This window comes from Megamonas hypermegale, from assembly GCF_900187035.1.
Classification (GTDB): domain Bacteria; phylum Bacillota; class Negativicutes; order Selenomonadales; family Selenomonadaceae; genus Megamonas; species Megamonas hypermegale.
Window position 1 is genome coordinate 2,127,954 of the sequence record NZ_LT906446.1, and the last position, 24,830, is coordinate 2,152,783.

A 24,830-nucleotide genomic window follows, 5' to 3' on the forward strand; every position below is an offset into this window, starting at 1 on the left:
GGATATATATAATGAAAGAAGGTGGTATAAAGAAAAATTTTTAATGGATAATGTTAATTTATTTGAGTTTTTTAATAAAATAAAAGGAGTTTTGTTATCATGAAAAAATATTTTGCACATTTTATCAGCTTGGCAGTATTTGTTATGATTTTAGGTACAAGTCTTGTAAGTGAAGCGGCAATGAAAACTGTAGCAGTAGGTAATTTCATTGACGGTACACAAAGTAGATATGGCAAGATGATTTGCGAACAATTACAATCAAGTATTCAAAATGGATTAGTACAAAATAAAAATTATACAGTAGTAGAACGCAGTAATCTTGACCAGATTTTCAGAGAGCTAGGCTTGCAAAATTCAGGTGTAGTGAATAGTTCATCAGCTATAGAAATCGGTAATTTATCTGGAGCCGATTATACCTTGATGGGCAAGGTTGTTGAAGCAGAAATAAATCCATACAATAACTTAGCTTATGAAGGATTAAAAGCAAAAGTAGCTGTTTCGGTACAGATAGTGGACAATGAAACTGGTCAAGTTTTAAGTTCTGATATGGTATCTGATACTGATAGCAGTGCTACTAAAAATAATTTGAAAAAATTCATCAAAAGTGATTTAGTGCCAGGTCATATGAGTGTAAATAGCGATAGCCTTATCTACAACGCAGCAGAAAAAGTAGCTAATAAAGTCTTAGAAAGAATGAATAAAATAAATCCTTTAGTAGGCATGGTAGTAGCGGTTAAACCAAATGAAGACACTGTAACTTTTGATTTAGGATACGAAGATGGAGTAAAAGAAGGTGACATCTATACGATTTATGCTGAAGCAGAACCAATAGTTCATCCAGTAACAGGAGAAATCCTTGGCGTTGATGAAAAATATGTAGGTACTGTTAAAGTTGAAGAAGTAAGAAATAATCTTTCAATAGCTAAAATAAAAGATTGTGAGGTAACTCCTATGGTTAAAGACAAAGTGAAACGTAAATAAATAAGCCCCTCTTATTTTTCGGTATAGGTTTTTATAATCTATACCGAAAATTTTTTAAAATTTAGTTGAAACAATGTCGAATTTTAATTTTTTTAGTTGATATATATAATAGAAATTAGAAAGGAGAATTGAAAAAATAAATATAATTGGTATTATCAACATGAAACAAAATTCTTTTAGTTTTTTAGATTTATATTAGAAAGGATAGGATTTTTATGAAAAAAATAATTATTACATTTGTATTATTAGCTATGGTTGCTTTAGTTCCTGCAGTGAGCTTTGCTAGTGAAAATTCAAATAATAGTGGTATAAAACAACTAAAAGATATAGCATGGGGAGAAAGTTATCATGATTTTTCTACAAAATATTCAATAAAGCCATTATTAGAAACATGTGAAATAACTTTAGATGAGAAGGTAAATTTATATGGTCAAGAAATGGATACAAGAGCCGTAGCATGTTTTTATAATGATAGATTATTTATGATACAGTATTGTTTTCCTGAAAAATTGACTGATGAAGAATTTGATAAATTAACGGAGGTAATGACTAAAGAACTCGGTGAAGTAGGAGCAAAAAATGAAAATAGTATAATAGGTGAAATGAAAGGCTGGAAAAATAATGATGAGCTCATTGCATTAAATAAAGAAGGTATTTATTATATAGATTTTAATTTTCTGGATACAGATGAGCTTTGTTCCTTAGAAAAAATAAAATCTTTAAATATTAATAATAAATAATAGGATTGTATAAAATCATGTACTTTAAAAATATTTAATAGTTTTTAGAGTACATGATTTTTTATACATAAATGTTGTTTTAGTTGTAAATAAATCTGGAGGAATTTTTTATGAAAAAAACATTAATAGTTTTAACTAGTGCAGCTTTATTTAGTTTTGGTGCAAGTATCTTGCCTGTTAATACTTATTTTGCACCTGTAAAGGCAGAAGCACAGTATCAAAATCCAGCTTATGCACAGACAGAAACAATAACAGCTGATGGCTATGGCGTATTACCACCAAATAAGCCATTTGGTCAAGCAAAATTGATGGCAAGAAGAGCAGCAGTTGTAGAAGCTCAACGTAATTTATTAGAAACAGTAAAAGATGTAGCCATTGATTCTGAAACAAATGTAGAAATGTCTATGACTTTAAATGATACAATACATTCAAAAGTTAGCGGCGTCATCAGAGGTGCTCGGGTAGTAGACGAAGAATACATTCGTGAAGATGGTATTTATCGAGTTACAATGTCAGTGCCGATGTATGGTGATGGTAGCTTAGGTCAAGTGGTTTTTGATAATGTAATTGGCAATAATCAGAAAGTGCCAGTACCTGCACCTAGTCCAACATATAATCCTAATACAAGCCAGATTAATGGAAATTATACTGGACTTGTAATTAGAGCAAGAGGAGCAGGTCTTGTCAGAACATTTTGTCCTGCTATTTATGATACTTCTGGTAGAGCAATTTATGGTGTATATAACGTAGATAAAAAATACGCAATAGATTATGGTGTTGTTGGCTATGCTAAAGGACAACAGGGATGGGATACGGTACGCATGGGAACTTCTCGTGCGGGAAGTAATCCTCTTGTAGTCGACATTGTAGAAGTTCGACAACGTGTAGCTAATAAATGTGATGTAGTTATTTCCGTAGAAGATGCAGACAGAATATTAGCAGAAAATAGACATAGCCATTTTCTTGATAATTACGCTGTAATGTTCGAGATTTAACAGATATTGAAACTATAGCCTGATGAAATTTTCATTGGGCTATAGTTTTATCAAAAATAATATTTAAGCTTTTATAAAATAAAAAAATCGTGCCGAATTTTAGAAAAAGTAAAAGATATATAATAAGAAGAGAAAAAGAAATATAAATTAGATTAGAAATAAGATTGGAGAAATTATTATGGATAGGAGATTTAAGCGGTAGAGTATATTTCAGATATTATGATGATTAGTATTATTCATAAGAAAGACAAGTTTTAAAATAAGGTAAAAATTTACCAGCCGAAAAAGTAAAAAGCCTATAATATCAAGCATTAAAAAAATAGGTAGAAAACTGAAATCGGCTGGTAAAATTTCTATGAAAGATTGAAAAATAAGGATATATAAGATATAATGAAGAAAAAGAATATTGATTTTACTGCGGTTAAGCATTAACATTGTACGGTCTCGTCGCATGAAAGCCCATTTTATGATGAAGATGCTTTTGCGTTAAGCATTAACATTGTACGGTCTCGTCTAAAGTTTTTTCTATTGTTTCAAATTTAACCTCACGTTAAGCATTAACATTGTACGGTCTCGTCTCAACATAAATCGGGATAAGATAGCCAGTGTCGAAGTTAAGCATTAACATTGTACGGTCTCGTCTCAAAAGAACCAAGTTTTCTTACTTGATTGAGTTGGTTAAGCATTAACATTGTACGGTCTCGTCACCAGCTAAAGAATATTCTTCTTCACTCCAGCGAACCGTTAAGCATTAACATTGTACGGTCTCGTCATTGGTCGCAATCTGCTTATCCATGGGCAGTTGATTTGTTAAGCATTAACAATGTATAATGTAATTTAGGTTGTAAAATTATGCTAAATGTATTTATGGTGAATTTTTGATTAATATTAACAAGTGATGCTTAGCAGTAAAATGAAAGAAAGACATAACTTAAATTAAAGTTATGTCTTTTTTTTATAAAAATTTTTAAAAACCATGCCGAATTTTGGAAAAAACAGCAGATATATATAATAAGATAATGATTTAAAAGAGAGGAAGATATTTATGAAAAAATTATTGATGGCTTTAGCTTTAGCGATTGCAGTTTGTTTACAAAGTGGTGTTAGTATGGCTGCTACTGAAGATATGGCAAAAATAGATAGTATAGAAGTAAAAGAATTAGGATTAAATCTTATAAAAGTTGAAATGCCTTTGGAAAAAGGTTTTGAAAGTATTTATGGACAAGATTATGCACCACTTACAATTATTGTTTACAATGATAAAAGCGATATGATAGCAATAGATGAACCTTTTGCACACAAATTGACATCTGAGAAATACGATTATGTAAAAGAACAGATGATAAAAAAACTTGGTGAGCCAGATAAAGTTGAGAATTTGGCAGATAATACAATAACTATTTGGTATACAGATGATAAAAAAAATATAGATGTTGTTTTAAATTCAAAATCAATAACGCAGTTTTTTCGACAAGATGATGCAGATGTATTAAAAAAATATAAATTATCTACGCAAATTAAAGATTTCATAAGTTGTATTGTTAGTCAATATTAAAAATAATACAATAAAAGAGAGGAATGATTTTCATGAAAAAGATTTTTTTATTGATTGTTTCCTTATGTATATTCAGCTCTGTGTGTATGGCAAGTCCAGTTTATTATTATAATTATTCCAATACATCTAATTATGCTTACGAACCTAATACGGATAAAAATTATGCTCAATCGGTTGCAGCCCTTGTCAATCGGGAACGATTAAAAGCAGGGGTAAGACCATTGATATTAAATCCATATTTATGTAACAGGTCGGATATAAGAGCTAATGAATTGGCGATAATTTTTGCTCATACTCGTCCTGATGGAAGTCAGTTTTATACTGTATTAGATAGAAGAAAATTTCATTATATGACAGCTGGTGAAAATGCAGCGGCTGGTGCTAGTTCCCCTCAAGAAGTAGTAAATATTTGGATGAATTCTCCAGGACATAGACAAAATATCTTAAATCCTAAATTTCGCTATATAGGTGTAGGTTATGCTTATGTGCCTAATAGTCAATATAATAATTATTGGATACAGATATTTTCAGATTAATTTGCCTCCATTTTAATTAACATAAATGTTGCTCCTAGGCATAGGTTATAGTTTTATATAGCCTATGCCAAAAATTAAATATTTATTTCGTGATTGTATGTTTTGAAAGGAATTTTGTTATGAAAAAAGAAATGACACCTGTAATTACATCAATGATAAAGCGTATAAAATCTGCGGGTTATGAATTTAATATATATAATCAAATCGAATCATTCTGTATAGAAAGTATGATAAACAGTATGAAACTGGGTATTGCTAAAGAAAAATCATTAAAAAAGAGTTTTAGTGGTCAAGAGCTTATGCCTTTTGCTTTTAGGTTTTACAATTGTGATAGTGAGATGATAGTAATTCAGTTGCCATTTAAACATAAATTGATAGATGAACAATTTGAAAGTATAGAAAAAAATATTGGTAAACCCGATAAAATAAAAAAAAATAAGGAAGATACTATGGCGATTTGGTATTTTGTTGTTGATGAAAAAGAAAGGGCGTATATGCTAAATTCAAGTGCTTTTATTATTGTTGAAGTAGATAGTGTTATAAAAATTTTAGATTCATTTAATTTGCCAATGGAAATAGAGGATTTTGTAAATGTAGTTATTTCTTTAGATAAAGAAACACCAGAAGATTACGAAGATGAAAGGATTGCTCAAAACTTTGAATATATACTTTGCTAAAAGTCTCCGAAAGATTTTGGCTCTTTATATGATTAAGAGGCTGTACCGTATACATTAGCAATTAATGTGGAGGGCAGTGGAATGATAGCAATGGATATATCTTTTGTAAAAGAATTGACATCAGAACAGTAGGAGAGCGTAAAAAAAGAAATATCTCCCAAAAGGTGAACCTAATGAAATAAAGAATTTTAAAGAGGAAACAGTGATTGTTTGGTATTTTGAAGATGAAAAAAGATTATATGTTTTAAATTCAAAATCTGTTACAATATTTATAAAAAATGATGTTTTAGATGTTTTAGATGTATATAATATATCCATATTAATTATTGATTTTATAAATATTATTACTAATATTCCTAAAAGTATAATTTAATATTTTATATCTTTGATATTAAGCATGAATTATATAAATATGTATTTCATGCTTAGTATTTTTATAAGATTTTTAAATTTTATGTTGTGTTTTGATTTTTTAGGAATATGTAATGAGAATTTATGATTATAGTTTTATTTTGAAAGGATTTTTATTATGACAAAAGAAACAACAACTAAAATTGCAGCTCTTTTTGATTTTATTGAATATTGTGATTATAAAAATTATCCATGTAATGATTTTAAATTATATTATATGAGAAATTTTTTTAAAGATGAATTTGAAATATATCTTATGAAGAAAAAGATATCATCCCAAACAGTCTTTGGTTATCCTATTTTGCCTTATGTTTTTAGCGTTGAATGCTGTTCATGTGGTGGTTCAATGGCAGAAAAGTATATTTTTACTGAAGAATTGACACCTGAACAATTTGAAAATTTAAAAGAAGAATTATCTCAAAAATATGGTAAATATGATGAGATAAAAAATTTTACAAACGGTGTTACAATAGTTTGGCGTGTAGAGTCTGATTTATATGCGTTAAACTCTAAAGTATTTACTAAAATTTTATATAAATATAATATGGAATGTATCTTTGAGGCTTTAAAATATTTTAGAAAATACGATTTAGTAATAGATATTATTGATTTAATAAAGCTTATTATAAATTTAGATAAAGAAAAATATGAAACAACATATGACTATGGATATATATATGATTGTGCTCCTTATGGTGAAGACGAGCTTACTGAAGAAGAAAAACGCCAATTTATAGAAGATTTAGAGGCATACCGTAGAGGCGAATATGAAGCAGAACTAGAGTTTATAGAACTTAGGGATAAAACAAAGAAATTATTTGAACATAAGGATATATATATTAGGGAAATAGAAACATCAGAAAAATTTAGTTCGCTATATGGCCAAAAGATATCAGAGTATACACATACGGTTAAGACTTATATCAATGGATTGATAGCAATAAACATGCCTTTTATAAAGGAACTAACATCAGAACAGTATGAAAATGTAAAAAAAGAAATGTTAAAAGAACATGGAGAGCCTGATGAAATAATAGATTTTAAAGAAGGTACAGTAATAATATGGTATTCTCAAGATATGAAAGATATATCATATGCTTTAAATCCAAAATCGATTATTATATTTATAGAAGATTATGTTTTATATGCTTTAGATAGATATCATATTTCGATATCAAATGCTGAATTTGTAAATTTTGTTGCTAATAAATCTTAAAATATAAGTTAATATTTTTAAAAATTATAATTAAGCATGAATCGTATAATATATATATGTATGGTTCATGCTTAATGTTTTTAAAGGAATTTTATTATAAAAAAAGAATTTATTATTATATTAAATATGATTAGGAGTGTTTGTTATGGCAAAAAGACCAGTTTATATTGTTTCAAATACTAAACCGTATTTTAAGTGTAAAATGACAGATTTTGAATATTTTAGTGGATTTTCTGTAAAACAGAAACAAAAAAATATTAGAAGTTTACATGATGCTTTCAATGTTTTAAATCCTAGTAGTAGAATATTAGAAATTTCTACTAAGTCGGAAGACTCATTAGGCATTGCATTGAGTGCGTTTAATTTAATGGTAAAAAATGAAAAGGGAGAAGATTTATTTTCAGTAGAAGCAGCATTTCAATCGAGTAAAGTTTTTGAAAAAGGTGGACCATATACAGATTTATTATATGTTTCTTCAAAAGAAGCTAAAAAAGATAAAAGATTAAAAACCAGTGGCTCTATAATAGGTTTTAATTTTCAGGGAGAAGAATTTAAGTCACGACCAAAAACTTTTTTTTATAATTGGTTGTATATAAACGCTTTAAATTCTAATGAAGAATTAGCAGAGGCAATCATGAATTTTGATGCGTTTACAGATATAGAATTTAATCCGCAAAAATCCTTAAATTGTCAAGCAGAAGCAGTAGCACTATTTGTATCATTAAAGAAGAATAATTTATTACAAAAGGTGTTAAAAAATAAAGATGATTTTATGCAAACAGTATATTTTTTTGATTAATTATTATCTATTGGAGGTTTTTTATGTATATAAATCTGGAGAATGTAGATAAAATAAAAAAAGCAAATATAGAATTAAAAGGTATAACTATTATATTAACATCAAAATATGCACCTAAAAATTTGATTGGTAATGTGATTTTTAGTAGTGATGTATTATTAGGTCGTTATGTAAATAAATTATATGAACATAGAGCCTTTGAGATTGTTGAGATGTGTGCTCAAAATACTAGTATAGAGTCTTTATCGAATATAAATAAGTTATATTTATTTAATAAAATAGATAGAGAACTTAAAAAAAAGGCTCGTTTATATAATACATTGGAAGAAGAAATCAGAGAGATTTTAGATATATTTGAAACTGTTTTAAAACAAAAATCTTCGATAGCAAAACAAATAGATATTGAAACTTATTTAGGCAAGATAAACCAGTTATTACATAATAAATTACAGCAAAGTTTCATAGAAATAGTTAAAACAAAGATAAAAACAGAATTTTTGCCAAAGGTTTCTTTTGAAGCTAGTGATATAAAGATAGAAATTATTGAGGATAATGAGGTAAAAAAGTTTACACAAAAAAATTATCAATGTACAGAGTTAAAAGTCTTAAACAAAAGCAATGCAGTAATGAACATGGAGTCGTTGGGAATTTGTGATATTTTAGCAGATGGTTATAGAAAAGATTTTAATTATAGTGAGAAAAAATTGTATAAAAGAGTATTAGAAGTTTGTTTTGTATCGAATGGAAATAGTGTTTCCTTGATAAATGATGTATCAGATAGAGACAATTTAGAAGTTTATGGTATTGATAAAAATGTGATTAATAATTTTTATGATATTTTAGATAAAGTAGTAGATAGTATTAAAAAAACTTCTGATAATAAGTATTATCTTGTTTATAAATACTTAAATAAAAAAATTAATTTAACAGATGCTCCTAGAGATTTACGATGCTTTGTGGATTTTAAAATCTTATTAGAACGATATTTCTTTTGTGGCCATAAATGGGCAAAACCTAAAATAATTGTTTTTAAAGAGCCTGAAAGTTATTTAAATGATACTTGGCAGGATTTATATGCTGAATTTGTTGTTTTATTGCAAAAATATATAATTCCTAATTTGATTATAAGAACAGAAAATAAAGATTTAATGGCTAAAATAAAACATTACATCAAAATTCATGATAGTATAGCAAAGGTTAACGTATATGAAGCCGTGAAAAATAATGATGGCTTTAATCTAAATAAGTTAATTGATTAATAAATAAAAATTACCAGCTAAAATGGATAAAAGCTTATAGATAGAGAACTTTTAAAAATTAATATTAGCTGGTAATTTTTTTATAAACCTTGAAAAATAAGGCTTTATAGGTTATAATGAAGAAAAAGAATATTGATTTTACTGCGGTTAAGCATTAACATTGTACGGTCTCTTGTTTCAAATACAAATAATCCTAATTTTACATTACAATTGTTAAGCATTAACATTGTACGGTCTCTTGTTAATACAAGACTTAACATTTAAAAGCGTCGGTAACGGGTTAAGCATTAACATTGTACGGTCTCTCATTACGTAGAATGAATTACGTTTTTTTCTCGCTTTTCGGTTAAGCCTTAATATTGTACGGTCTCTCTTGAGTCCATTTATTGATATGATGTAATAGGCTGAATATGTTATTTGTTTTTTAGTGATGTTATTTTATTGATTAATATTAACAAGTGATGCTTAATTGCAAAGAGAATAAGAAAAGACATAACTTTAATATATTTTAAGGTTATGTCTTTTTTTATAAAAATTTTTCTTTTTTATGCCGAATTTTGTTTTTAGTGGTGGATATTATATATATAAAGAAAAAATGAGGTGAAAATCATGAAAGCATTATTTGAATTTGTATGGTTTCTTATTAAGGTTTGCTTAATGATATTTGCTGGTGTTGTTTTTGGTGGTATAGCTCATTTTATAATTGAAAGTGAGTTGATTTTTGTTATCCTTGGTTTGATACTGCTTTATTTCTTTGGCCCATATATTTTGGAGATTGTGTTAATGTATTCATTTGCTAAGGAGATAAAAAAGGAGCTTGATAAGTAAAATGGTAAAAAATACGAAAGGAGGTGAGTTAATGTAAATTTGTAAACCATATGAAGGATTTTTTGTACTATAGGAAGAATTTAATTGATAAGTATAAGTTTTGCAGTTTAGAAAAATAAAGGAGAAATTAAAATGAGAAAAGTATTTTTATCTTCTATGTTATTAAATGAGTTGAAACCAGAAGACCCAACGTATTATACAAGTGATGATTTTGAATTAAGTGAAAACAGGTATGATTTTCCAATGACATATCTTATTGATGATAAAGTTAAGGCTAATGATGAAATTGTAATAATTACGGCCATTCAGCAAGATAGTGGAAATAATGTTAATAATGCTACAGTGAATTATAAAAAATATAAAGCAGAAGTAGAAAAAATTCTTCAAGAGCGTAATGTAAATTTTAAATTTGAAGAAATTATGTTGACTGAGAATTTCGATTCATTGACTTTTAATAAGTTTTTTAAACAAGTAGCAGTTTTGATTAATGATAATGACCAATTGTTTGTAGATGTTACATTTGGTATGAAACCATATTGTATTAGTTTATTTGTAGCTGTAGCTTATGCTGAAAAAGCTGCTAGAAATGTTGATGTGGATACTGTAATTTATGCGCAAAAATATAGTGGTTTCAGTAGAGCTAAAACAGCTGAAGAAAAAGCTAAAGACCCAAGTAAATCTAGAATTTATGATATAACAGGATTGTTTTATTTAAATGCTATTGCTGGTAATGCTAAACCTGGACAAAAACATAAACTCGATAAGGCATTAGATTTATTGATAAATGACTGATGGGGATAATATTTTGATTTTTTAGGGAGGAACTGTATATGGGAAATACAAATGACTCTAAAGAAAAAGTTAAAGCTAGATATAAGAAGAGTAAAGAATATATTGAGATAAATCGAGATATAGAAGAAGAAAAAGATAAAAAAGAAGATAAAAAAGATATAAATAAACTAAAAAATGAAATAGAAGGATATGTGAAAACATATTTACAATATTTGTTTGAAGGCAATCTTAAGAGAAAAGAAGAAAACAATATTAACTTAAAGATAACTAGAAAATTAATGTTATTGGATTATAAGTATGATGCTTTTGCTAAAGTTAGAAAAAAAGCTTTAAATTTGCTGCCAAATCAAGATAAAAATATTTATTTAAGTAATGTCGATATAGTACAATTTAAAAAAGTTACAAAAGATAGTTTAGATAACATTGTAATAGAATATAAAAAAGATACTACTTTATTATCATTTTTTACGATATTTGAAAAAGAATATTATTTAGGTCTAAAATTATTAGCAGAAACTAAAATAAAAGAAGTAAGAGAAATAAGAAATCAAATAGAAGATAGCGTAAGAGAATATGTACAAGGTACAGCTGATGAAATTTTAAGTGATACACGTAAAACTTATTTAGTAATGAAAATTGTTAAGAATTTAATATTTTTAGAAAAAGAATATGATTTTTTTGCTAAGCAACGATTAGGTGCATTAAAAATTTTAAATTATTATAATAAGAAATTAACTTTTTATGAAGCAAAATCAGATGGATATGTTTCATTGGTAAAGAAAATTTTGGATAGTAAAGTAAAAGAGTATAAGGATACAGGAGAAATATATTCATTCATAATTGAATTTAGAAAAAAATACTATAATGAAATGAGAGAGGCAGTTGTAAATTTATTAAATGAAGAGAATGTACAATATAAAATGCGTAAAAGTTTTGTAAAAAAAGAAATACGAATTTTATATAAAGAATTATTTAAAAATGATAAAGCGTTCTTGCGAAAGGTAACAAAACAGCTTAATGACAAGAAAAGTTTTAATTATCATACAATAAAATATTTCTTTGTAAAAAACATTTTATTATATATAGAATTGCCATCTGAAAATGAAGAAGTAAATAATAATGTATATGATTATATAAGGAAGGAAGAAATACAAAAAGGAACGCCTAAACAGGAGATAGAATATCTTATAAAAACAAGAAGTAAAGAAGATTTGGAACAATTAAAGAAAAATGTAAGTGATATATTAAACAGATTTTATTCAGTAGATCGCGGTGGAGATAATAATAAATACATTTATAAAGCTATGAAAAATAAAAATGCTTTAGAAGAACAATTGAAAAATATGAAAGGGATTGATATAAACAAATTAAAAGATATAGAATTGCAAATGGAAGCAATAGAGACTTGTTTATATAAAATACAAAAAGTATTTGAAGAAAGTCTTATTGTAGATATTTTTGAAATGAATGAAGATGGAAAAGAGTATTCCATATTAGAGCATAGGGCATTAAAGCAACCATCTTTTGAATATGCTAAAGAAAAGTTTTTTTCTTATATAGATATTTATGAAAATATAAAAGATAAATTATCTGAATCATCACGAACCTTTTTTAAATATGTATTTGGATATATTATATTAGAATTTAAAAGAAGAGGTCATGATGACGTAGAATTATTCGATTATATAAAAGATGAAACTAATTTTATAGAATTTTATAATAAAAATATTCCTGATACAGAAAATCCTAATTATATAGAAAATGCTACAGATAAAAAATATGATTTACCAAATGAAAAAATAGTACATAAAGCAATAGCTTTTATAACGGATTATTTAGATATAGCGTACGATACTGGTAGAAAGCATAAAAATGTAGTATTAAAAGAAATGTATAAAACAATAAAATCAGAAAATACTGGTTTAAGATATTTTAGACGTTTTTTAGAGGAAGATTTTTTACAGTAACTATATATGGAGTGCCTTTTTGGGCACTCCGGATTTTTTATATATTATAGGATAAGAAATAATTATCATATTGATAGGAGTAATGTGTATGTTAAATTCAGTAGGTGCAATTTTATTAGATACACGTTCTATACAGAAATATGTTTTTTCTTGTAATAGATTAAAAACTAATATTGGAGCTTCTTTTCTTGTAGATAGTATTTTTAGCGATTTGATGGTAAATAAAATACTACCTAGTTTAAATTTAAAAATGCCTGAATTTTCATGGAATGAAGTAGATAATGTTCAAATGCTTGAAGATGATAGTATTGAATGTGAAGTTGCTTATATTGGCGGCGGAAATATGATTATATTGGTAAGAAAACAAGATGAAGATGTTATTGAACTTTGTAAAAAAATTGTAGGTAGTTGGAGTAAAGAAATATTAATAAAAGCACCAGGATTGAAGACAGGTGCAGCAATTGGTATGTTAGATATAGATAGTGAACATTTTCAAAAATCGTTGGGAATTTTATATAAGCAATTAAAAGATAATCAAAATACTATTTTGCCACAGGTTGATGTGCCATATGTAGGTTTTACTTTAGAGTGTGATTACAGTGGAAAAACAGCGGAATATCTTAGAGGCAGGGTAGAGGATAGTATTATTAATGAATTTGATAATAAAATGGTATCAGCGGAAATTGTGGCAAAATCAAGTGCGTATAATGTAGCTACAGAAAAATTAAAAGAAGAGTATAAGGACATTTTAGGAAATAGATTTGATTTTGTTACAAAATTTGATAATTTGGGCTATAAAGATAATGAAAGTTATATAAGTGTTGTTCATATAGATGGAAACAATATGGGAATAAAGTTTGCTTCGTGTAAGAACATGCAGGAACGTAAAAAATTATCACTAAGAACAGCTCAGATTGTAAAAAGAGGCTTTTATAAATTATTAAAGTCTGTTGTAATAGATTTTAAAGAAGGAATATATGATAAAAGCCTTAATATAAATAAAATGAAAAATAGGTATTTGCCAATAAGACCAATAATAATAGGTGGCGATGACATTACTTTTGTTTGTCCTGGTAGATTAGGTTTAGAATATGCAAAAAGATTTATTCAATTTGTTAGTAAAGAACAATTATTAGATGAAAAATTGTATTCTAATGCACAAAGTTATGCAGGAAAGATATTTAATAATCAAAATATAAAAGTTAATAATAATATGAGTTGTTGTGCTGGAGTAGCGATTGTACCAGCTAAATATCCATTTTATAGAGCGTATGAATTAGCAGAGCAACTTTGTGGTTCGGCTAAAAAGAAATCACGTGAAGATGATGAGAGTTTTGTTGATTTTGCTATATTGCATGGAGATATGTCACCAACATTAGACCAATTGTGTGTACAACAATATGAAGCACCAGAAGGTTATTTACATTATGGACCGTATTGTATAACACAAGAGCAAAATGATAAGAGCAATATAAATGATTTATTTTCTTTGATAGAAAAGATAAAAAAGGTGCCTAATAATAAAATAAAAGATTTGCGTAATGTTTTAAATGAGGATAATCATAGTATTGTTAGATTTTTAGAAAATTGTCCAGAGGTAGAAAATATATTAAAAGATGAATTGCAAAAAGAAGATGTTGGGGCAAGTGATTTATGGCAGTATATGAAAAATGAAAAGATATTAAAGACACGATATGTTGATGCAATAGAATTAATAGACTTTTCTTTAAAAGTTTGATGGTAAATAGGTGATAGATATGGAAAAATTTAAAATAAAAATAGTAGCAAAATCATCCTTACAATTATCTACAAATAAATCAGATATAACAGTTGATACAGAAGTAGTGCATGACCAGTATGGAATGCCATATTTTCCTGCTAAAAGATTTAAAGGCTTATTATATGAAAGTGCTTTAGAGATGGCAGAGATTAGCCAAGAAAAATGGATAACAATTAAAGATATAAATGATTTGTTTGGTTTAGGAAATACTGAATCTAAAATACGTATGGAAAATTTTTATTTACCAAATTACAAACAGATGTGTAGAGATTGGCAGTATTTGAATAGCCAATATAAAGGTATATTCACCAAACAAAGTGTATTAGAGTTATATACAGATATAAGGTTTCAAACGGCAATAGATAGAGAAACAGGTACTGCTAAAGCTACCAGTTTATATAATATGCAAGTTATTAATGATGGAACAACCTTTGAAGGAGAAATAGAACTCGTAGAAGATACAGAAAAAAATTTATTAATCTTAATTTTAGCATTGAAAAATTTGCGGTTTGTGGGTGCAAAGCGTAATCGTGGTTATGGTGAAATTACTTGTATTTGGGATAGTAATAAAGATAGATATAATAAAGTTTTTGATGAGTTTAAAAATGGAATAATATAGTATAAGGAGGTATAAATGTGAAAAAGATAGAGTATATTATAGAAACATTAGCTCCAGTAAGTTTGGCAGAAAAAAATAATGATAATACATTATATGTTACAAAAAAATATATTCCAGGTTCTATAATTAGAGGAATGTTGGCTGGAAAATTTATAAAGTATAAAAATTTAATAAATGCACATGAAGATGAAGAGTTTTTTAATATATTTTTATCTGGAAAGGTACGTTTTTTATCGGCTTATCCAGTAGGAAAAAATTTAAAGTTTCTGAAAAAAGGATTTTCGCCGATGAATATACCATTATCTTTGGTATGTAGTAAAGATGGAAAAAGTATAAAAGATATTTCTTTGAATAAACAAATAACTCCAGGATATAAAAAAATGAATGGTTTTATATTGAAGGATAATAATGAAATTTGTAAGGTTGATGTAAATACGCAGGTTGAATTACATATGGCGCGTAATAGTGATAAATTGCGTCTTATTGGCAGTAACAAAGATGGAAGAATTTTTAATTATGAATATATAGAACCTAATCAATTTTTTAAAGGATATATGATAATAGATGATGATGTAGTTGATTGTATTGAAGATTTCTTGGATAGCATTGATTTAACAAATATTCATATAGGTCGTTCAAAAAATATACAGTATGGTAAATGCTCCTGCAAAATGGGAAAAAGTTTAGATTGTGATATTTTTAAATATAATTTAAGCAATAAAAATGTATATTTACAAGCAATAACACCATATATTCCTATAAAAGAATGGCAATCTGTTGATGAAGTAGTAAGTAGTCTTTTATCTGATATAGAAAAACAGTTAAAAAAAGTTGGATTTAATGTAAATATAAAAAAAGAAAATATATCTATTTTATCTACTTGTGAAGAGATTAGTGGTTATGTTAATGTTTGGCAGTCTATGAGAGAAAGAAAAGTTGCCATTTCTGCGGGTTCATTAATAGAATTTATTATAGATAAAATGGATACGGATATTTTAAAAAACTTAAGTGAAATCTTGTATTCTGGATTGGGCTGCAGATATGAAGAAGGTTTTGGTCAATTTAGAATATGGCAATCGATGGATGATATAAAAATAGTAGATTATCCGACTGAAGTAATAAGTAGAGATAATATAAGTGATGAAGTTCGAAAAAATGCTAGAGAAATAATTCATAGAAGAATTATATTAGAAGTTAGAAAAAAAGCTATAATGGATGCAGAAAAAATAAATCCATTAAAAAGCAAAAATGTTTTAAATAGAATAGAACGAATACTTTTGAGTAATTATAAGGAAGAAACTATCAAACAAGAAATAAGTGAATTTAAATCGATAGCAAAAGATAATTTACGTAAAATAAGATTAAATGGAATAACTATGTATGATTTTTTATTTAAAGATTTAAAAATGCCATATGATGATATAAAATGGGAAAAATATTTAGAATTAGATGGTAACAAGATAGAATTATTAAAAAATGATTTAGGATACAATGTTTTTGACATTGATAAGAATATTTTATTTAAAGAATATTGGTTATGGTTTGTAAAACATTTAAAAAAGAGAAATTAGTTGTATAAATTTATAGGAGAGATGGTAATGGATAATGAAGCAAAAATAATAAAAAAGATAGTTTTTCCAAATGTTCCTATAAAAGTAAAATCACCGTTACGAATATCTACTGGAAAAAATGATGGCATCATAGATATGTTGATTTTGAAAGATAATCATGGACAAGCATTTATACCAGGAACTTCAATAATAGGTGTATTGAGAAATTATATATATGATATCTATGGAGAAAAGATAGAAGATGTTATTTTTGGTAATGTGAAAAATAATAGCGAAAGTCAAAGTTTAATTAGAGTTGGTGATGTAAAATTAGAAAATGTAAAAATTATTCATAGAGATGGAGTAGCTATTGATGATATCACCAATGTAAGTAAGAACAAAGCTAAATATGATTTTGAAATGATTGATAGAGGTGCAGAAGGATTATTAAATATAGAAATTACTGTACGAAAGAAATTTGAAAATATTGATATTGACGAAGTGGCAAAAACAATAGCATATATATTGGATAATGGCATGAGCATTGGGGCATTGACGACAAAAGGTTATGGAAAAATACAAACAAAGAAAAAACCTACTCCATATTATATTTTTGATTTTAATAATGAGGCAGATTCATGGGCTTGGTTAGATTATCTAGATGGTAAGATTAACAAGAAACCTGTAAAATATGAAAACGTTAGAACAAATATATCTAATGAATTTACAATGAGGATAGGTTTGTCGTTAAATAGTGCTATTATGATAGCAGATACTAATGTTCAAGAAGATTTAACGAAAAAAAGTAGCATAAAAATAAGAGCAGTACAAATGAAAAATGGAGACGATTATGTTATTCCTGGTACTAGTATAAAAGGAGTTATACGAAATAGAGCTATTAATATATTGAGATATTTATCGAATTATAATGAAGAGAAAGTAATATCGTTTATAGATGATTTAATGGGACATGGAAAGAAAGTTGATAAGGATGGCAATAATAAACTTCTACGAAGTCGACTATATGTAAATGAAATTTATCTTAGAAAGAATAATTTTGTCAGTGCAAAACAACCACGAACTAGAATAGATAGCTTTACAGGAGGAGTTTTTTATGGAAATTTGTTTGGTGATGAACCTATTTGGCAAATAGACAAGTCTAAAACAATGATTTCTATTAACTTGAGAATAAGAAAGTGTACTGAGGCTGAAGCTGGTCTTATGTTATTAATTCTAAAGGATTTATGGCTAGGAAATTTAGCAATTGGTGGTGGAAAATCTATTGGTAGAGGCACTTTTAAAGGAAATAATTGTTTAATAAAATATCAAGGAAATACCTTTAGAATAGAAAGAGTAAATGATGATGATGATAAAAATAGAAATAAGATAAAAATTGAAAAAGATGGTTGTGAAGAAGACGTTCAAGATGTTTTAGAACGGTATGTTAAAGTTTTGTGTGGTGAATTCTATGGAAAATAGTTTTTTTGATAAAGATAATTGTCTACGATATGAAAATAGATATTCAATAAAAAAAGAATATGTGTATGATAAAAAAATATCTTTAAATGATATTTTAGAAAAAGTAGCTGTTAATGATTATAAAGTATTAATACAAAATGTGAATGAAATGAAATTTGGTTATTATAGAGATAAACATTTTATATTTAATGATGGTAGTGATGTTGTTCCTAAATATTTAATACAAATGAGACTATTTAATGAAATAGAAGAAATATTGGTTTTAAGTAATAAAGAGGAATATTATTTAAGAGTTATAAAAGATGAAATGAACGGAGAAAGTAAACTTATAGAAACTGTTGATAGTATATCGGTTTTATTTGGAAAATTAGATAAAGATGAAAATTTATTAGATGGTTTTGTAGAATTATATGATGCAGGAAGAAAGATAAGAAAAGTAATTCCTTCTAGTATAAAAAGTGATTATTATGCATTAACTACGCGAAGTTATATCGAATATAATAAGAAAACTGGTCAAGCTGGATATGGTTATTATCGTTACGTAGATATAAAACCTGAAAAATAATGATTACAGAAATCATAAGTTAAGAGAGGTGAAAAAGCAGCTATTTATTCTGTAAATATAAAATAATAAATTATATTTAAATAGTTGTTTCTATATGGGAAAAAATATTTCTGATTTAAAAGAACAAGCTAGAGCACCATATAATTTTATACAATTAAATGATGTAATTGTTCCATCAAAAATAAATGAATATGTAGAAAAAGAGCAGTTAAAAAATAACAAATTAAATTATTGGAATAAAAATGATAAAAAAATATTAAATGAAGCAGGTTATAAAGCTTTCATAAAAGATAGTGCAAAATATAGTGGTTATTTTGATGTAGATATAGAAAATATAACACCTTTATATTTTGGTGGAGAAAATGGAGCTTTAATAGATGGAATACATAATGCCATTCCAGGAAGTAGTTTAAGAGGATGTTTAAAAAATATTTTTAGAATAATAACTAATTCTGCCATGAGATGTAATGAGAATGGAAATTTTAGTGATAGGTTATTTTTTTGGAGAAGTATTTCGGAAGATGATTTATTTACAGAAGAGTATCTAAATGAAATGTCTTTACAAGGTAAAAACAGGCCTAGAGCTCAAGCAGGTTTTTTGATTGAATTCATGGGAAAAAAATATGTTTGTCCTGCTAAGTTTAAAGTAATTAAAAATACAACAAACATAAAAAAAGTAGAAAAGAGTCCTCGTATAATATGGAGAAATGACTGTGTAGATGTTTTTTCAGGGAATATAGATGAAAAGGATAAATTATATTTTTATAGAATAACAGAACCTGTATGGGATAAAAGAATAGCTATATCGGACAGATTTATGAATTTTTATAAATTAGATCAGAATAGAAATAGTAAAAATTTATTTAAATTTGAGGGAAATAGCTTCTCTAATGTACCTAGAGGAATAAAGTTATTGGAGTATGCACTAAAGAAAAGATATAAAGTTATTAATCCATGTTTTTATTGTATTGAAAATGGAAAAGTATGTCATTTAGGTTCTAGTCCATATTATAGGATACCTTACAAGAAAACAGTAGATATGCATGTTCCTTCGGAATTAAAGATACCTGTAATAGATTTTACAGATGCTGTTTTTGGAAATAAGGAATATTGGGGAAGTAGAATTTATGTTGATGATTGTTATTTAAAAGATGAAGGGAAAAAAGAGATATTTTATAAAGGTTTTAATTTGAGTGTAAAAAGTCCTAATCCAGCAGCATATCAATTTTATTTAAATACAGATGATGATGGTACTAGTGTGCAAAATTGGAATGGTGATACAAATATTAGAGGGTATAAAATGTATTGGCATAAAAAAATGGATTGGAAAGGAATACAAAAAGATGATGTAAATAAGAGATACAATGGAGTTTTAATAAAAAAACCTTTTAGAGAAAGATGTCATTTTAAAGGAAGAGTACGTTTTGAGAATTTGGATGAAGTAGAATTGGGGGCATTGGTATATTTATTTAAATTAGGCGAAGAAAATTGTTGTTATAAATTAGGTATGGGAAAATCGGTTGGATTAGGTAGTGTAAAAATTTTAGCTGATTTATATTTGAGAGATGATAAATATTATACAAGGCTTTTTGATGGATGTGAAAAATTTAAGGAATATAGTTTAATAGAAGATACACAAAAATATGTAGAAGAATTTAATCAATATATGTACAAATATTTAATGAGTCATTCTAAAAAGTCGTTGGATTTGTATCAAAAAAGAATGAATGATTTAAGAATAATAATGGGAATTGAAAATATCGATAATAGTAAATGGTGTAAAAAAATTTCGTATATGGACATAAATAATGATATTGATAAGGAGATATTGAGAAAAAAAATACCATTACCAACAATAGCTGAGATAGCACAAAAATAATATATATAAAAAACCGAAAGCTAAAAAATGGCTTTCGGTTTTTGTTTGATAAGATAAGTTATATTTAAGAAAAAAGTTGTTGATAAATTTATTTTGATTGAATGTAATTGCAGATTACATCTACAGCTTTATCGATACCGCATTTGCCTGCATTGATAACCATATCATAATCTACTGGGTCGCCCCAATTTTGACTTGTGTAATAATTGTAATAAGAAGCACGTTTAGCGTCTTCTTTTTTCAATTCTTTTAATGATTTATGATAAACTTTTATGCCACGTTCTTGGCGATATTCATCATCTGCTGCAATGAAGAAATGATAAGCGTTGTCAAAATCTTTTAATATGAAATTAGTGCAACGACCGATAAAGATGCCAGAGTTTTTCTGAGCAAGTGCTCGAATAGCTTTGGATTGTGGAGTAAATAAATAATTATCATCTTCTACATTTAAATCAGCAAACATTGTTTCATATGGAGATACACTGCCATAAAGATTAGCGTATGTTAAATCAAGTTCATCAAGTCCAACGCCTTTTTCTAAGTGAGCAGAAATAAAAGCAACGAGTTTTCTATCATACAGTGGAATTTGCAGTTTTTTAGCTAATTTTTCAGCTATTTCACGACCACCTGCGCCATATTGACGACCTATTGTAATAATCATGATGAATTCTCCTTTTAATAATAGAGAGTATCTTTTAAGATACTCTCTATTTGCTAGATTGTGCAATATAAATAAAGTCTAAAGAGGATTTTAGAATATAATTAAGCGAATGGATTTTCAGTAGGATATAACATGCCTTTTGGCTGATTGAATGCTACATCTTGTACGCCTAAGAATTTAAAGATATCGAATAAAGCTTTGCCATAATGACCGAATACTACTGCACCATGATGAGGATATTGTTTTTCAATGAGAACATGGCGATAGAAACGGCCCATTTCAGGAATTGCAAAGATACCAATACCACCGAAGGAACGAGTTGCAACTGGTAAAACTTCACCTTGTGCGATATAAGAGCGGAGTTGACCTGCTGCATTGCTTTGTAAGCGGTAGAAAGTAATTTGACCTGGAGCGATATCGCCTTCAAGTGTGCCACGTGTAATATCAGGAGTATTGCCGTTTTCAAGCAAACGATTTTGAATGAGCTGATATTTAATTGCACCTTTAGCGAGTTTGCACATTGGAGTATTACCGCAATGGAAGCCCATGAAAGTATCTTTAAGAGTGTATTGGCTGTATTTTGGAGCGATATCTTCTTCAAAGAGGTCTTTTGGTACAGAGTTGTTGATATCAAGCAAAGTAACAGCATCGCAACTTACGCAAGTTCCGATATATTCGCTGAGTGCGCCATAAATATCTACTTCACAAGCAACTGGAATGCCACGAGATACAAGACGGCTATTTACATAGCATGGTTCAAAACCGAATTGAGAAGGGAAAGCTGGCCAGCATTTATTAGCAAATGCTACATATTTGCGAGCACCTTTGTGTTTTTCTGCCCAGTCGAGAAGAGTGATTTCATATTGAGCCATGCGTTTTAATAAATCTGGATATGGATTTGCTGAACCCATTTCTTCAGCCATATCTTTTACAACTTCGTCAATACGTGGGTCATTTGCATGTTCTTTATAGGAAACGAGAAGGTCGAGTTCAGAGTTTTCTTCGATTTCTACGCCGATATCATAAAGAGGTTTAATTGGAGCATTGCAAGCAAAGAAATCTTGTGGACGAGGGCCAAATGTGATGATTTTGAGATTTGCAATACCGATTAAAGCGCGTGCTACTGGCTGGAATTCATTAATCATATCTGCGATTTCATCAGCAGTACCAACTGGATATTCAGGAATGAATGCTTTGATTTTTCTAAGTCCTAAATTATAAGAGCAGTTGAGCATACCGCAATAAGCATCGCCACGACCATTGATGAGGTCTTTGCCAGTTTCTTCAGCAGCAGCTACATACATTACAGGGCCATCAAATTTTTGAGCAATTAAAGTTTCTGGAGTTTCAGGACCGAAATTGCCTAAGAAAACAACTAAAGCATTGCAACCAGCATTTTTAACTTCTTCTACAGCTTTGAGCATATCAGTTTCGTTTTCAACAGTTGTTTTAGCTTCATAGATAGAACCATACTTTGCACTGTATGCATCAACAATAGCTTTTCTACGGTTTTCGGAAAGAGAAATAATAAAACAGTCACGACTTACGGAAATAATACCGCATTTAACTTCAGGAATGTTAGTAAACATATGAAATTCTCCTTTATAATATATATCATTTTATTTTTTCTTTTTCTATTATCTTGTGCCTAAGCACAATAAAAGAATAACACTGGATAATGCTTTTGTCAATATAAAATTTTTTTAAAATTTATAATAATTTATCTAAGATGAAGAGAATAAAGTATAAATCTAGTATATATAGTACTAATCTATATTTATGATATAAAATAAAAATATATCTTAAATATATTGAAAAATAAAAGGTTCTTAATTTGAAATAAAAAAGTTTGTTTGATTTGAAAAAAACTGAAAAATATTAAAAATAAGTATTGACGGATAAATTTAAAGATGATATATTTTAATTAATAAATGTGCTTGAGCACAAAATTGAATGACAAAAATAAAAGTTGATAAAGATAAAAGAAAGGCGGTTATATATATGAAATATTTATTAGGCTTGGATATTGGAACATCGGCTACTAAAACAGTTTTGTTCGATGAAACAATGCAGCCAGTTGTTTCTGCTAGTGAAGAATATCCAATGTATCAACCACAAAATGGTTGGGCAGAACAAAATCCTGAAGATTGGTATAATGCTTCGCTACATACTATTCAAGAAGTAATTGCAAAATCTAAGATTAATCCAAAAGATATCAAAGGTGTTGGCTTGTCAGGACAGATGCACGGTCTTGTAATGCTAGATAAAGATAATAAAGTAATTCGTCCATCAATTATTTGGTGTGACCAACGTACGGCTAAAGAATGTGAAGAAATCACGGAAAAAGTAGGTGCTAAACGCCTTATTGAAATTACGGCAAATCCTGCACTTACAGGTTTTACTGCTTCTAAAATTTTATGGGTACGCAATAATGAACCAGAAAATTATGCTAAATGTAAACATATATTGTTGCCAAAAGATTATGTGCGTTTTTGCATGACTGGAGAGTATGCGACTGAAGTATCTGATGCAAGTGGAATGCAACTTTTAGACATTCCAAAACGTCAATGGTCTGATGAAATTTTAGAAAAACTTGATATAGATAAGAGTTTATTGGCAAAGGTTTATGAATCACCAGAAGTAACAGGCCATATAAATGATGAATTTGCTAAATTATCTGGATTGAGTACAGACACTGTTGTAGTTGGTGGTGCTGGAGATAATGCAGCAGCAGCAATTGGCACAGGTATTGTTAAAGATGGTAAAGCATTTACAACAATCGGTACAAGTGGCGTAGTGTTTGCGCATACAGATAAACTCAGCATTGACCCAGAAGGTAGAGTTCATACTTTTTGCTGTGCTGTACCAGGTTGTTGGCATGTAATGGGAGTAACACTTGCAGCTGGTTTATCACTTAAATGGTTCCGCGACAATATAGCTGATAACTATAAAGCAAAAGCTGAAGAATTAGGCAAAGACCCATATGTACTCATGAATGAAGCTGTTGAAAAAATTCCATGTGGCAGTGATAGATTGATGTATTTGCCATATTTGATGGGTGAACGCACCCCACATTTAAATCCAGAAGCAAGAGGCGTATTTTTTGGTTTATCTGCTATTCATACAAAAGAAAATATGATGCGCGCAGTCATGGAAGGGGTAGCTTATTCACTTAGTGATTGTTATGACATTTTAAAAGGTATGGGTGTAAATGTTTCTGAAATGATGGCTTGCGGTGGTGGCGGAAAAAGCCCAGTATGGCGTCAAATGCTTGCTGATATGTTTAATTGTGAAGTTAAGACATTATCCTCAGAAGAAGGCCCAGCACTTGGTGTTGCTATTTTAGCAGGCGTTGGTGCAGGTATCTTTAAAGATGTAGTTTCAGCATGTGATGAATTTATTAAAACAGGAACATCTTGTGGACCAATAAAAGAAGAACATGATTATTATGAAAAAGGACACGCTTTATATAAAAAATTATATTTACAATTAAAAGATTGTTACAGTGATTTAGCTAAGTTATAAGTCTATATATTATAAG

At 28.0% G+C, this 24,830-nt stretch carries 21 protein-coding genes and 1 CRISPR repeat array; of the genes, 19 read left to right on the plus strand and 2 right to left on the minus strand.

Annotated elements, in window-relative coordinates; genetic code table 11:
- Positions 1-99 precede the first annotated feature (99 nt).
- From CKV65_RS10275 to CKV65_RS10360, 18 genes are all read left to right on the plus strand, one after another.
- Complete coding sequence (locus tag CKV65_RS10275; RefSeq protein ID WP_027890671.1) at positions 100-981, plus strand: CsgG/HfaB family protein; 882 nt, start codon at positions 100-102, stop codon at positions 979-981.
- A 215-nt stretch (positions 982-1,196) separates the two neighbouring features.
- Positions 1,197-1,721 carry a hypothetical protein gene (locus tag CKV65_RS10280; protein WP_027890672.1) on the plus strand — a complete coding sequence of 175 codons (525 nt, stop codon included), beginning with the start codon at positions 1,197-1,199 and terminating at the stop codon, positions 1,719-1,721.
- 110 nt (positions 1,722-1,831) lie between these two features.
- Positions 1,832-2,716: an LPP20 family lipoprotein gene (locus tag CKV65_RS10285; RefSeq protein ID WP_036254934.1), complete on the plus strand. Its 885-nt coding sequence runs from the start codon at positions 1,832-1,834 to the stop codon at positions 2,714-2,716.
- Positions 2,717-3,136: 420 nt separating this feature from the next.
- Positions 3,137-3,488: a CRISPR direct-repeat array (repeat unit 29 nt; unit sequence GTTAAGCATTAACATTGTACGGTCTCGTC).
- A 273-nt stretch (positions 3,489-3,761) separates the two neighbouring features.
- The gene (locus CKV65_RS10290; RefSeq protein WP_027890296.1) at positions 3,762-4,271 is read left to right on the plus strand and encodes a hypothetical protein; all 510 of its coding nucleotides are present in this window, start codon (positions 3,762-3,764) and stop codon (positions 4,269-4,271) included.
- A gap of 32 nt (positions 4,272-4,303) precedes the next feature.
- Positions 4,304-4,807: a CAP domain-containing protein gene (locus CKV65_RS10295; RefSeq protein WP_051177623.1), complete on the plus strand. Its 504-nt coding sequence runs from the start codon at positions 4,304-4,306 to the stop codon at positions 4,805-4,807.
- Positions 4,808-4,926: 119 nt separating this feature from the next.
- Positions 4,927-5,484, plus strand: a complete 558-nt coding sequence (locus tag CKV65_RS10300) for a hypothetical protein (protein WP_027890297.1) — start codon at positions 4,927-4,929, stop codon at positions 5,482-5,484.
- 529 nt (positions 5,485-6,013) lie between these two features.
- Positions 6,014-7,111, plus strand: a complete 1,098-nt coding sequence (locus CKV65_RS10305; protein WP_027890298.1) for a hypothetical protein — start codon at positions 6,014-6,016, stop codon at positions 7,109-7,111.
- A 145-nt stretch (positions 7,112-7,256) separates the two neighbouring features.
- The gene (locus tag CKV65_RS10310) at positions 7,257-7,910 is read left to right on the plus strand and encodes a DarT1-associated NADAR antitoxin family protein (protein ID WP_027890299.1); all 654 of its coding nucleotides are present in this window, start codon (positions 7,257-7,259) and stop codon (positions 7,908-7,910) included.
- A 23-nt stretch (positions 7,911-7,933) separates the two neighbouring features.
- Positions 7,934-9,169, plus strand: coding sequence for a hypothetical protein (locus CKV65_RS10315; RefSeq protein WP_027890300.1), 1,236 nt, complete (start codon positions 7,934-7,936; stop codon positions 9,167-9,169).
- A 609-nt stretch (positions 9,170-9,778) separates the two neighbouring features.
- Positions 9,779-9,997 carry a hypothetical protein gene (locus CKV65_RS10320; protein ID WP_027890301.1) on the plus strand — a complete coding sequence of 73 codons (219 nt, stop codon included), beginning with the start codon at positions 9,779-9,781 and terminating at the stop codon, positions 9,995-9,997.
- A 132-nt stretch (positions 9,998-10,129) separates the two neighbouring features.
- Positions 10,130-10,789, plus strand: a complete 660-nt coding sequence (locus tag CKV65_RS10325) for a TM1812 family CRISPR-associated protein (protein ID WP_027890302.1) — start codon at positions 10,130-10,132, stop codon at positions 10,787-10,789.
- Between the two features lie 38 nt (positions 10,790-10,827).
- Entirely contained in the window at positions 10,828-12,756 is a 1,929-nt protein-coding gene (locus CKV65_RS10330) for a hypothetical protein (protein ID WP_027890303.1), read from the plus strand.
- Between the two features lie 88 nt (positions 12,757-12,844).
- Positions 12,845-14,494: a Cas10/Cmr2 second palm domain-containing protein gene (locus CKV65_RS10335; protein WP_027890304.1), complete on the plus strand. Its 1,650-nt coding sequence runs from the start codon at positions 12,845-12,847 to the stop codon at positions 14,492-14,494.
- A gap of 19 nt (positions 14,495-14,513) precedes the next feature.
- The gene (locus tag CKV65_RS10340) at positions 14,514-15,155 is read left to right on the plus strand and encodes an RAMP superfamily CRISPR-associated protein (protein WP_051177624.1); all 642 of its coding nucleotides are present in this window, start codon (positions 14,514-14,516) and stop codon (positions 15,153-15,155) included.
- A gap of 17 nt (positions 15,156-15,172) precedes the next feature.
- Positions 15,173-16,726: an RAMP superfamily CRISPR-associated protein gene (locus CKV65_RS10345; protein ID WP_027890305.1), complete on the plus strand. Its 1,554-nt coding sequence runs from the start codon at positions 15,173-15,175 to the stop codon at positions 16,724-16,726.
- A 27-nt stretch (positions 16,727-16,753) separates the two neighbouring features.
- Positions 16,754-18,184 (plus strand): RAMP superfamily CRISPR-associated protein, encoded by a 1,431-nt coding sequence (locus CKV65_RS10350; RefSeq protein WP_027890306.1) that lies wholly within the window; start codon positions 16,754-16,756, stop codon positions 18,182-18,184.
- Positions 18,174-18,749 carry a type III-D CRISPR-associated protein Csx19 gene (gene csx19 / locus CKV65_RS10355; RefSeq protein ID WP_051177625.1) on the plus strand — a complete coding sequence of 192 codons (576 nt, stop codon included), beginning with the start codon at positions 18,174-18,176 and terminating at the stop codon, positions 18,747-18,749. Before CKV65_RS10350 ends, csx19 begins: the two co-directional genes overlap by 11 nt.
- 94 nt (positions 18,750-18,843) lie before the next feature.
- Positions 18,844-20,628: a TIGR03986 family type III CRISPR-associated RAMP protein gene (locus tag CKV65_RS10360; protein ID WP_027890307.1), complete on the plus strand. Its 1,785-nt coding sequence runs from the start codon at positions 18,844-18,846 to the stop codon at positions 20,626-20,628.
- 88 nt (positions 20,629-20,716) lie between these two features.
- Here CKV65_RS10360 and CKV65_RS10365 read toward each other — a convergent pair whose 3' ends face one another.
- Positions 20,717-21,289: a cytidylate kinase-like family protein gene (locus CKV65_RS10365; RefSeq protein ID WP_027890308.1), complete on the minus strand. Its 573-nt coding sequence runs from the start codon at positions 21,287-21,289 to the stop codon at positions 20,717-20,719.
- A gap of 101 nt (positions 21,290-21,390) precedes the next feature.
- Positions 21,391-22,878 (minus strand): L-fucose/L-arabinose isomerase family protein, encoded by a 1,488-nt coding sequence (locus tag CKV65_RS10370; RefSeq protein WP_027890309.1) that lies wholly within the window; start codon positions 22,876-22,878, stop codon positions 21,391-21,393.
- Positions 22,879-23,290: 412 nt separating this feature from the next.
- On the opposite strand from CKV65_RS10370, the gene xylB reads away from it, so the two are divergent.
- Positions 23,291-24,814 (plus strand): xylulokinase, encoded by a 1,524-nt coding sequence (gene xylB / locus CKV65_RS10375; RefSeq protein ID WP_027890310.1) that lies wholly within the window; start codon positions 23,291-23,293, stop codon positions 24,812-24,814.
- The last annotated feature ends 16 nt before the right edge of the window (positions 24,815-24,830 follow it).

Coding starts and splice junctions, on each gene's coding strand:
- CKV65_RS10330 (WP_027890303.1), top strand. CDS start 10,828: ATGGGAAATACAAATGACTCTAAAGAAAAAGTTAAAGCTAGATATAAG.
- CKV65_RS10360 (WP_027890307.1), top strand. CDS start 18,844: ATGGGAAAAAATATTTCTGATTTAAAAGAACAAGCTAGAGCACCATAT.
- CKV65_RS10280 (WP_027890672.1), top strand. CDS start 1,197: ATGAAAAAAATAATTATTACATTTGTATTATTAGCTATGGTTGCTTTA.
- CKV65_RS10340 (WP_051177624.1), top strand. CDS start 14,514: ATGGAAAAATTTAAAATAAAAATAGTAGCAAAATCATCCTTACAATTA.
- CKV65_RS10290 (WP_027890296.1), top strand. CDS start 3,762: ATGAAAAAATTATTGATGGCTTTAGCTTTAGCGATTGCAGTTTGTTTA.
- CKV65_RS10310 (WP_027890299.1), top strand. CDS start 7,257: ATGGCAAAAAGACCAGTTTATATTGTTTCAAATACTAAACCGTATTTT.
- CKV65_RS10315 (WP_027890300.1), top strand. CDS start 7,934: ATGTATATAAATCTGGAGAATGTAGATAAAATAAAAAAAGCAAATATA.
- CKV65_RS10335 (WP_027890304.1), top strand. CDS start 12,845: ATGTTAAATTCAGTAGGTGCAATTTTATTAGATACACGTTCTATACAG.
- CKV65_RS10275 (WP_027890671.1), top strand. CDS start 100: ATGAAAAAATATTTTGCACATTTTATCAGCTTGGCAGTATTTGTTATG.
- CKV65_RS10320 (WP_027890301.1), top strand. CDS start 9,779: ATGAAAGCATTATTTGAATTTGTATGGTTTCTTATTAAGGTTTGCTTA.
- csx19 (WP_051177625.1), top strand. CDS start 18,174: ATGGAAAATAGTTTTTTTGATAAAGATAATTGTCTACGATATGAAAAT.
- CKV65_RS10325 (WP_027890302.1), top strand. CDS start 10,130: ATGAGAAAAGTATTTTTATCTTCTATGTTATTAAATGAGTTGAAACCA.
- CKV65_RS10350 (WP_027890306.1), top strand. CDS start 16,754: ATGGATAATGAAGCAAAAATAATAAAAAAGATAGTTTTTCCAAATGTT.
- CKV65_RS10285 (WP_036254934.1), top strand. CDS start 1,832: ATGAAAAAAACATTAATAGTTTTAACTAGTGCAGCTTTATTTAGTTTT.
- CKV65_RS10365 (WP_027890308.1), bottom strand. CDS start 21,289: ATGATTATTACAATAGGTCGTCAATATGGCGCAGGTGGTCGTGAAATA.
- CKV65_RS10305 (WP_027890298.1), top strand. CDS start 6,014: ATGACAAAAGAAACAACAACTAAAATTGCAGCTCTTTTTGATTTTATT.
- CKV65_RS10295 (WP_051177623.1), top strand. CDS start 4,304: ATGAAAAAGATTTTTTTATTGATTGTTTCCTTATGTATATTCAGCTCT.
- CKV65_RS10300 (WP_027890297.1), top strand. CDS start 4,927: ATGAAAAAAGAAATGACACCTGTAATTACATCAATGATAAAGCGTATA.
- CKV65_RS10370 (WP_027890309.1), bottom strand. CDS start 22,878: ATGTTTACTAACATTCCTGAAGTTAAATGCGGTATTATTTCCGTAAGT.
- xylB (WP_027890310.1), top strand. CDS start 23,291: ATGAAATATTTATTAGGCTTGGATATTGGAACATCGGCTACTAAAACA.